Below are 9,451 nucleotides of genomic sequence, written 5' to 3'. Positions count from 1 at the left end.
GCCCCGACCAGCCGCGCTACATCACCACCGAGACCGGCGTCGGCTACCGCCTGCGCGAGGCCGAATGAGCAGGCCAGGTTTTAGCCGATAGCTTCCCGTGGCTGGCCAAGCGGTCTGGAAACCCGCAAAGCCGCGAGGCAGCCGACAATGCCGAGCGGCACGAAGGCAAGGAACAACCACGACGCGACATTCGCCGCCGCGTCGTGGTTCAGGCCTTGCGAAAAGCCGCTGGCGTTGGCGACGATGCCGGCGAGTGCGGCGCCCACGGCATAGCCGATGCGCTGCATGGTCGGCACCGCCGCCGAGGCGATGGTCTGCTCGCCCTCCGGGGCGGAGGCGACGATGACGCGCGTCAGGAACGGCCAGGCGATGCCGAAGCCGCCGCCCTGCAACAGGGCACATATCAGGATCAGCGGGATGGAGCCCAGGGGTATCGCATACGCAAAGCCGGCGATGCCGGCCGCGATCATCACTGCGCCGCCGACGATGATCAGCCGCTCGCGCTGCGGCGGCGCGTTGGCGACCAGGATCGAGAGGATCGACCAGGCTATCGATTCGGCGGCGATGATGTAGCCGGTGGTCAGCAGCGGAATGTCGTGAAGGCTGGTCAGCAACAGCGGTCCGTAGACGCCGAAGGAACAGGTCGCCACCGAAAAGGCGGCAACCATGGTCATGCCGGCGCCGACCGGCGTGCGCCATGAGAACAGCCGCGCCGGGAACAGCCGCGAACGCGGCTTCAGCGCGTCGATGGTGAAGAACAGCACCAGGCCGATGAGGCCGAGGGCCATCAGCAGCGAAGAGCGCAGCAAGGCGATGTCGACGCCGGCCGAGGCGATCAGCACCACGGCGACGGCAAGGCAGCCAAGGGCCGCGAACGGGAAGGGCGGTGCCTTGCCCGTGCTCGTCTTGGGTTTCGTCGCCTGCGGCGTGTCGAGCACGAGGAAGCTTGCCAGCGCCATGGCGGCGCCGCCGAGTGTGAAGATGCCGAAGGCCCAGCGCCATGACAAAAGCTCGGTCATGATCGCGCCTAGCAATGGTCCGCTGAAGGCGGCGACGCCCCAGATCGCCGACATGATGCCGAAAAGCTGCGGCCAGATGGCGCGCGAGAACAGTCGTTCGACCGAGACGAAGGCCAGCGACACCAGCGCACCGCCGCCAAGTCCTTCGATCAGGCGGCCGGCGAGGAACAGCTGCATGGAAGGCGAGGTGGCGCATATCAGCGCGCCTGTTGCGTAGAGCAGCGCGGCGACCACCATGTTGGTGCGCAAGGGGACATAACTCACCAGTCGTCCGGCGGCCGCGCCGGCAACGATGGCGCCGAGTTCGTAGATCGCCAGCGACCAGCCGACGAGCTGTACGCCCGCCAGTTCGCCGACCATGGCCGGCATAACCGTTGCCACCATCGTTTCGTTGGTGGCGTGCAGCAGAATGCCGAGGCTGATGAAGCAGAAGCGCGCCAGGTCGCCGCTTGCCCACAATACGCGCCAGTCGACCCTGTTCGTGCTGATCTCGGTCATTTCCACCCCCGTCTTGCATATCTCGACGCCAGCGCAGGACGCCAGAAGCCAGTACGGGTTTCCGGCAGGACCATGCGAATCGACAGCGCTGGATCGAGGCGTTGTTGCGCTCGGGGCAGGCTTGTAAAACCTCAACCGGGGTTGAGCTCAAGCGTTTTTTTGAGGGCCGTTCGCGCGGATGCCCCTTCGGTTGGCGGGCTTCGTTGCGCGATCAATTCTCGGTGCTGCGCAGCTGGAATTGGCTGACGCCGATCGCGAGGTTCATGCCGGTCTGCGTCTGCAAGCTGAGCGGCTGCAAGGTGAAGGCCTGAGAGGAGCCGCCGACCAGCAGATTGGCGCCGGCGCCGACGGCGGCCGTCACCTCCGCGCTGGCGCCGATATAGTCGCCGGCCAGCGCACCCGGCGCATAGATGTTCTTCAGCGGCGTCAGCACGATCCACTGCATGACCGTCTGCTTCGTCGTGCCGATGTCGAGGCCGTATTTGTTGACGGCGCCGAAATAGGCTTCCGGCGCGAAGCTTTTGTCGGCGGGGTTGAAGGTGCAGCTCAGGTCCTTGCTTGAGCCGAAGATGAAGCCGGTGCCGCCGCCTATGGCGCAGTCAAGCGTACCGACTTCCATGCCTCGGTCCTGCGCCTGCACCGCTCCGGATAGCGTGGTGAACATGGCGGCAGCTATGGCTGTCTTCAGCATGATGGTTCCCCCCCAAATCAAACGGCGCGAAACCATCCTATCTGGTTCCGCGCCGCGGGGTGAGGGGTCATGGAGCGCACGGCTCCATGCAATCACTTGAATGAGTGGATCAGCTGGAGAGAGGTCACAGCCACGGCAAGGTTGACGCCGGTCTGCGCCTGGACGCTGAGCGGCTCCAGCATGACGGCGCTGTCCAGGCCGCCAACCAGCAGATTGGCGCCGCCGCCGGTCACCACGCTCGCCTCGGCGTTGACACCGTAGTAGCTGCCGGCGAGATCGCCTCCGTCACGATCCCGGGTCGCGGCCAGCACGGCCCAGACGAGCTGGCCCTGATGCGTCTGGCCGACATCGAGGCCGATCTTGGAGATGACGCCTGTGTAAATCTCGGACGGCCCGTGATGATGAGGCCGGAAGACACAGGACACGCCCTTGTTGGAAGCGACGATATAAGCGGTGCCGCCGTCGATGGTGCAATCGAGCGTGCCGAGTTGCAGCTTGCCGGCGCTGGCCGGAGCCACCGCGAACATCGTCGTGGCGAGGGCAGCGGCGCAGGCGAGTTTCTTGATCATGGGAGGGTCCTTTCGCAAAATACTTTCAACAACGGCTTGGGTGGGTAGACCGTTCCGCTGAAAACTTGGCGCGATCAAGGCAGGGGCCGAAAGCCTCCTGCCGGGGTTAATGCCCGGTTGCGAAGTGCGTCCTTTAGGACACGCAAAGGATTCCGCGGCACTTGGATGTCACGCGGATTTGTATGGGAAGCCGAAACCGAGATCAGCTGACGCGGGCGAGGCCATCCTTGGCCGGCTGGTAGGTAGGGTCGAGGCGAACGGCTTCCTTATAGGATTTCGCGGCCTTCGCCTTGTCGCCGCGCCGCTCATAGATCAGCGCCTGGTTGGACCAGGCCTCGGCATTCCTGCCGTCGAGCTTGATCGCCATGTTGAAATCGGAAAAGGCGTTGTCCTCGTCCTTGGTCGCCAGATAGGAGAGGCCGCGGCCGTTGTAGGGCTCGGCGGCGTCCGGCGCCAGCGAGATGGCGGTCGAGAAGTCCTCGATGGCGAATTTGTGCTGGCCCTGGCTCTGATAGATCAGGCCTCGATTGTGGTAGGCGCGCGCGTCGGTCGTATCGAGCTGGATTGCCTTCTGGAAGTCGTTGAAGGCGTCCTGGGTGCGACCCGCCTTGCGGTAGAGATTGCCGCGGCCGATATAGGCGGCGTCGTAGTTGCCGTTGATCTGGATCGAACGGTTGTAGTCCGCCAGCGCGGCTTCCTGATTGCCGAGGAAGCGCTGGATGAGCGCGCGGTTCGAATAGGCCTGGAAGAAATTCGGGTTGAGCTGGATGGCTTGATTGAAATCCTTGAGCGCCGCCTGGTACTGACCGCCACGGCCATAGGCCGAGCCGCGCACATTGTAGCCTTCGGGATCCTGGGGATTGCGCTGGATGACCGCCGACAGCGAGGAAATGTTCTCGCTCGACCCTTGCGCCTTGTCGATGTTGTTGAATTCACCGGTCGGGCCCGCCGTTTGGCAGCCGGCAAGCGCCAGTCCGGAGAGCAGGGCCGCTGTCAGGGCGAAACCACGCAATGCGGTCCCGCGCTCCACGCTTGTTGCGTTCATGTCTGCCCTGTCCTCACTTCAAGCCGCGTCGTTCAGGTCCGGCTCCCCCTCCGGACCGGTCACATCAAAACAAAAAGGTGGCGGCGATTCTACATCGCGCCACCTCTGATATCCTTCGAAAAGGACGAAAAATTGGCGTTAGAACCGCGGCGGACGCGGAGCGCCACCTGCACCGCCGGCGGCGCCAGCAGCGACCGGGCGCGGCGTCATCGGCAGCAGGCCTTCGCGCTGGGCGCGCTTGCGGGCCAGCTTGCGGGCGCGGCGGACGGCTTCAGCCTTTTCACGGGCGCGCTTCTCGGACGGCTTTTCGTAGTGACCGCGCATCTTCATTTCGCGGAAAATGCCTTCGCGCTGCATCTTCTTCTTGAGAGCGCGAAGCGCCTGATCAACGTTATTGTCGCGGACGAGTACCTGCACGGGCAATCCTGTCTTTCGGGTTTGATATCAACAGGCAAGCAGCCATAGCCACTAGCCTCCGCGGCGGTTTACACCACGAATTGGGGCGGCTGATAGCAGAATCATGCCGCGCTGTCCACAGTGGAAATGAATTTGCGGGGCCAGCCGCCGTCTGTTTGCCCTGGGACAAGTGTGCCACTTGCCCATGAGATAAGGAGCCGACTAGGCCGTCGCGAGGTGCAGCAGCTCGAAATCCTCGAAGAACTCGCCGTAATCGCAGGTGATCTCCTCGCCCACGGCGATGTCGCGGGTCGCCGTGGCTCCGCCATATTGCGAAAAATCCGTATTCGGATTGCTGGAATGGTTCATGAAGCGGCCATTGTCGACTTCATAGACCATGAAACCCGGCCGGTCCGGGCTCGGATAGGCATAGCGGTCGAGCAGTTCCCTGAGATGCGGGGGTGCCGTCTCGTATTTGTCCATGGGGATCAGCCGGTCGAAATCCGGATCGAGCCGCCAGATCGAAGCGCCTTTCCCGATCGGCTCCGCGGCGAACACGCCGACGCCTTCGATCGCGCTCGCAGTCACATAGGTTCTGATCAGCATCATGGTTCCAGACCCGCTTTTAGACAGGAACGGAATCGCCAAATCGCGGCGAAAAATCAAGAGCGGCCGTTTGCCTGGCGGCTATGAACATGCATCCCGCCGCTGGAATCTTCACGTCCGATTGATCGACACGCCGCCATCGGCAAACAGAGCCGCTCCGGTGGTGAAGCTCGAGGCGTCGGAGGCGAGATAGAGCGCGGAACGGGCAATCTCCTCCGGCATCGCGATACGCTTCAAAGCATGCAGGCCTTCGACGAAGGCTCTTGATTCCGGGGTCTTGAAGGTTGCCGCCGGCGTGTCTGTGCCGCCGGGCAGCAGCGCGTTGACCCGCACGCCTTTCGGGCCGTATTCGGCGGCAAGCACCTGTGTCAGTCCGATCAGGCCGGCCTTGCTCGCGGAATAGCTTGTCATGCCCGGCATGCCGACTGTGTGGCCGACGAAGGTGGAAGTGAAGATCAGCGAACCACCGCCACGCTCGATCATTGCCGGCACCTGGTATTTGGCGCCGAGAAACGCGCTGGTGAGATTGGTGTCGAGCGTCTCGCGCCAGCCTTCCAGCGGCAAGTCCGAAATCGGTCCCATCCGGCCGACGGCGCCGGCATTGTTGAAGGCGATGTCGAGCCCACCGAACTTTTCGACCGCCAGATCGACAAGGGCCTTTGCATAGGCTTCGTCCCTGACATCGCCGGCAAGCGCGATGGCCGCGCCCTCATTGTCTTCTATCTCGGCGACAAGCGCATCGAGCTCGGCCTGGCGGCGGGCGGCGACGATGACCTTGGCGCCTTCCTCGGCAAAGAGTTTTGCCGAGGCCCGGCCGATGCCGGAACTGGCGCCGGTGACGATGGCGATCTTGTTGGCGAGTGCGAACATTTTTGCATCCTTTTCTTCGCGTCGGCTTTAGCGGCGATCCGAGATGCTTGGTCGCAGATGGGGCAAGCACGAGCCACCCGATACCTGCCAATGTGTGGAAGCGCCGGATGCGTCTTTTCCGCCACGGCGCAAAACGGCAAGCGCCGTCGCAAACAGCGCAAGGGTGGAAGCGCTGTTTCGCTAGTGATACACCTCGCGCGCCGGGACCGAATGAACGCCGGCCGCCATTCGCGAAGCCTTTTTGGGGCGAGGTTGGGACGTTGAAGAAATATTCGGTATTCGCCATCGCCCGTGAAGCCATGCGCGGTCACAAGGGCTGGGAGGAACAGTGGTCCTCGCCTGAGCCCAGGAAAGAATACGACGTCATCATCGTCGGCGCCGGCGGCCATGGCCTGGCCACCGCCTATTACCTCGCCACCGTGCACGGCATCACCAATGTCGCGGTGCTGGAAAAGGGCTGGCTCGGCGGCGGCAACACCGGCCGCAACACCACCATCATCCGTTCCAACTATCTCTATGACGAGAGCGCCGGCATCTACGACCATGCGCTGAAGCTGTGGGATGGCTTGAGCCAGGAACTCAACTACAACGTCATGTATTCGGCGCGCGGCGTCATGATGCTCGCCCACAATGTGCACGACGTCCAGGTGCTGAAGCGCCACGTGCACGCCAACCGGCTGAACGGCATCGACAATGAATGGCTGACGCCGGAGCAGGCGAAGGAATTCTGCCCACCGCTCAACACCTCCAAGGATGCGCGCTATCCGGTGGTCGGTGCGTCGCTGCAGCGGCGCGGCGGCACGGCCCGTCATGATGCCGTTGCCTGGGGCTATGCGCGCGGCGCCTCGGCGCGCGGCGTCCACATCATCCAGAATTGCGAGGTCACCGGGGTCAAGCGGGCGGCCAATGGCGCGGTGATGGGCGTCGACACGACGCGCGGCTTCATCGGCGCCAAGAAGGTCGGCGTCGTTGCCGCCGGCCATTCCTCCGTCATCATGAACATGGCAGGCGTGCGCATGCCGCTGGAAAGTTATCCGCTGCAGGCGCTGGTGTCGGAACCGGTCAAGCCGGTGGTGCCCTGCGTGGTGATGTCGAACACGGTGCACGCCTATATCTCGCAGTCCGACAAGGGCGAGCTGGTGATCGGCGCCGGCACCGACCAGTATGTCTCCTATTCGCAGACCGGCGGCTTGCACATATTGCAACATACGCTCGACGCCATCTGCGAGATGTTCCCGATCTTCACGCGCATGAAGATGCTGCGCTCGTGGGGCGGCATTGTCGACGTCACGCCCGACCGCTCGCCGATCCTGGCCAAGACGCCGGTGCCGGGCCTCTATGTCAATTGCGGTTGGGGCACGGGCGGCTTCAAGGCAACGCCGGGTTCGGGCCATGTCTTTGCCCACACCATCGCCAAAGACGATCCGCATCCGATCAACGCGCCCTTCACCATCGAACGCTTCCGCACCGGACGGCTCATCGACGAGGCGGCGGCGGCGGCGGTGGCGCACTGATGATGGCTGAGATGGCTGTCGCGATGCCGCTGATGCTGGCGGGGGAGCAAGTGCTGGCGGGAGAACGGGGCATGTTCCATTTTCCCTCGCCGGATGAAGTGCGCACGCAGCCGATCAGCCGTGCCGGCAACGAAGCCGGCTGGCCGTTTTCGGTCGATGACGGCACGTTGGCCTGCGTCTGGAGCGGCGGCCAGAGGGTGGTGATGTTCTTCGAGGGACGACCCGAAGGGCTCGAAGAAGACGAGACATTCCAGCCGCGTCAAGTCATCGTCACAACCGATCCGATGCAGCTCACCCTCGGCAACATGGCGTCCCGCGATCTGTTTCGTCCCGCTGCAAGCGTGGAAGAGCGCATCCGGCTCGTCGCACCGTTCGCGACCCTGGGACAGAAGCTTTGCGATCAACCGGCGGGCGCCCGCGTCGGCCACGGCGAATTGTAGGAACGAACCAAATGCTTCTCATCCGCTGCCCCTATTGCGAGGAAGAGCGTCCGGAACTCGAGTTCCGCAACGCCGGCGAGGCGCACATCGCGCGCTCGGCCAATATGGCCGGCGAGAGCGACGACGATTTTGAAAAGTTCTTCTTCATCCGCTCCAACCCCAAGGGCATCATTTATGAGCGCTGGCGGCACATGCATGGCTGTGCGCGCTTCTTCAATGCCGTACGCGACACCGTCACCGACAAATTCGTCATGACCTACAAGGCCGGCGAGCCGAAGCCGTCGAAGCTCCCGGGAGTTGCCAAATGAGCGGCGCGTTCCGCATTCCCGGCGCTGGCCGCTTCAGCCAAGCCAAGACCGCGCGGTTCAGCTTCGATGGCCGGTCCTATGCCGGCATCGAGGGCGACACGCTGGCCTCGGCGCTGCTCGCCAATGGCGTCCATCTCGTCGGCCGTTCGTTCAAGTACCACCGTCCGCGCGGCATCCTGTCGGCGGGCGCCGAGGAGCCGAACGCCCTGGTCGAAATCAGGCGCGACGCGGCACGCAAGACGCCGAACGTGCGGGCGACCGTGCAGGAGCTCTATGACGGGCTTGATGCGCAGTCGCAGAACCGCTGGCCGTCACTGTCCTTCGACCTCGGTGCGGTCAGCGATATCGCCTCACCGCTGCTTTCGGCCGGCTTCTACTACAAGACCTTCATGTGGCCGAAAGCGGCGTGGAAGAGGCTCTACGAGCCAAAGATACGCGCCGCGGCCGGTCTTGGCGTTTCCCCGGACCAGCCGGATCCCGACCATTATTCATCGCGCTATGCGCATTGCGACGTGCTGGTGCTGGGCGGCGGTGCGGCAGGCATCGCGGCAGCGCTTGCGTCGGCCGAGACCGGCGTGCGCGTCATCCTCGCCGACGAGCAGGCCGAGTTCGGCGGCAGCCTGCGTTTCGAGAGCGGCGCGAAAATCGACGGCCAGGACGGTTTTGCCTGGGCGCAAGCTGCCGTGGCGAAGCTCGCCGCAATGGACAATGTCCGCGTGCTGTCGCGAACGACGGCGTTCGGCTACTATGCGCAGAATTTTGTGGGGCTGGTCGAGCGTGTCAGCGAGCATCTGAGGACCCCCGGCCACGATCTGGCGCGCGAGCGGCTGTGGCAGGTCCGGGCCAAGCGCGTGGTGCTGGCCTCGGGCGCGATCGAGCGCCACATGGTGTTTGCCGACAATGACCGGCCGGGCATCATGCTGGCGGGTGCCGCGCGCACCTATCTCAACCACTATGGCGTCGCGGTCGGCAGGAATGTCGGCGTCTACACCGCCAATGATTCTGCTTACGCGGCGGCGATCGACCTGAAGAAGGCCGGCGTCAATGTGGCGGCGATCGTCGATCTGCGCGACAATCCGACCGGACCGGTGATCGATGAGGCGAGGGCGCTCGGCATCGAGATCAATTTCGGCCGCGCGGTGATCCGCGCTGGCGGTAAGCTCAGGGTGTCGTCGATGACCGTGCAGCCGAAGAATGGCGGCGGCGAACGCACCATCGCGGTCGATGCGATCCTGATGTCGGCCGGCTGGACGCCGTCGGTGCATCTGTTCTCGCAGTCGCGCGGAAAGGTCGCCTTCAACGACGAGACCAAGCGCTTCGTGCCGGGCACCTATGCGCAGGACTGCGTCTCGGTGGGCGCCTGCAACGGCACCGACGGCGTCCAGCCGGCCGACATCAGGATCGCATCGACCGCGATGGTGCGTTCGCCGCCGCCATTCTTCGGCTGCACGGTCATCGACGACACCCTGAGCTTACCGCCAGCGCGGATCCTGTC

11 protein-coding genes are annotated in these 9,451 nt (G+C 64.1%); 4 read left to right on the top strand and 7 right to left on the bottom strand.

Annotation, left to right across the window (positions count from 1 at the left end; all coding sequences use genetic code 11):
* Window positions 1-80: 80 nt before the first annotated feature.
* From EN749_RS23380 to EN749_RS23350, 7 genes are all read right to left on the bottom strand, one after another.
* Window positions 81-1,517 carry an MFS transporter gene (locus EN749_RS23380; RefSeq protein ID WP_128364061.1) on the bottom strand — a complete coding sequence of 479 codons (1,437 nt, stop codon included), beginning with the start codon at window positions 1,515-1,517 and terminating at the stop codon, window positions 81-83.
* Between the two features lie 211 nt (window positions 1,518-1,728).
* Window positions 1,729-2,208: a DUF992 domain-containing protein gene (locus EN749_RS23375; protein ID WP_023810132.1), complete on the bottom strand. Its 480-nt coding sequence runs from the start codon at window positions 2,206-2,208 to the stop codon at window positions 1,729-1,731.
* A 92-nt stretch (window positions 2,209-2,300) separates the two neighbouring features.
* A complete protein-coding gene (locus tag EN749_RS23370) occupies window positions 2,301-2,777 on the bottom strand; it encodes a DUF992 domain-containing protein (protein ID WP_127290636.1) in 477 nt (158 codons plus the stop codon).
* Between the two features lie 202 nt (window positions 2,778-2,979).
* On the bottom strand, window positions 2,980-3,822 hold the full coding sequence (locus tag EN749_RS23365) for a tetratricopeptide repeat protein (RefSeq protein ID WP_128364060.1): 843 nt from the start codon (window positions 3,820-3,822) through the stop codon (window positions 2,980-2,982).
* Window positions 3,823-3,960: 138 nt separating this feature from the next.
* Window positions 3,961-4,239 (bottom strand): 30S ribosomal protein S21, encoded by a 279-nt coding sequence (gene rpsU, locus EN749_RS23360; protein WP_023810129.1) that lies wholly within the window; start codon window positions 4,237-4,239, stop codon window positions 3,961-3,963.
* Window positions 4,240-4,440: 201 nt separating this feature from the next.
* Window positions 4,441-4,827, bottom strand: a complete 387-nt coding sequence (locus EN749_RS23355; protein ID WP_127395264.1) for an SET domain-containing protein-lysine N-methyltransferase — start codon at window positions 4,825-4,827, stop codon at window positions 4,441-4,443.
* 108 nt (window positions 4,828-4,935) lie between these two features.
* A complete protein-coding gene (locus tag EN749_RS23350; protein WP_128364059.1) occupies window positions 4,936-5,694 on the bottom strand; it encodes an SDR family oxidoreductase in 759 nt (252 codons plus the stop codon).
* Between the two features lie 260 nt (window positions 5,695-5,954).
* On the opposite strand from EN749_RS23350, the gene EN749_RS23345 reads away from it, so the two are divergent.
* From EN749_RS23345 to EN749_RS23330, 4 genes are all read left to right on the top strand, one after another.
* Entirely contained in the window at window positions 5,955-7,208 is a 1,254-nt protein-coding gene (locus EN749_RS23345) for a sarcosine oxidase subunit beta (RefSeq protein ID WP_127321970.1), read from the top strand.
* Entirely contained in the window at window positions 7,208-7,648 is a 441-nt protein-coding gene (locus tag EN749_RS23340) for a hypothetical protein (protein WP_127270055.1), read from the top strand. The genes EN749_RS23345 and EN749_RS23340 overlap by 1 nt, the downstream gene beginning before the upstream one ends.
* 11 nt (window positions 7,649-7,659) lie before the next feature.
* Window positions 7,660-7,956, top strand: a complete 297-nt coding sequence (locus tag EN749_RS23335; RefSeq protein WP_023770558.1) for a sarcosine oxidase subunit delta — start codon at window positions 7,660-7,662, stop codon at window positions 7,954-7,956.
* The coding region (locus tag EN749_RS23330; RefSeq protein WP_245491480.1) for a 2Fe-2S iron-sulfur cluster-binding protein at window positions 7,953-9,451 on the top strand (1,499 nt) is incomplete at its 3' end. The genes EN749_RS23335 and EN749_RS23330, both read left to right, overlap by 4 nt.

This window comes from Mesorhizobium sp. M7A.F.Ca.ET.027.02.1.1 (genome assembly GCF_004022985.1).
GTDB lineage: Bacteria > Pseudomonadota > Alphaproteobacteria > Rhizobiales > Rhizobiaceae > Mesorhizobium.
This window is presented reverse-complemented; position numbering and strand designations above follow the sequence as displayed.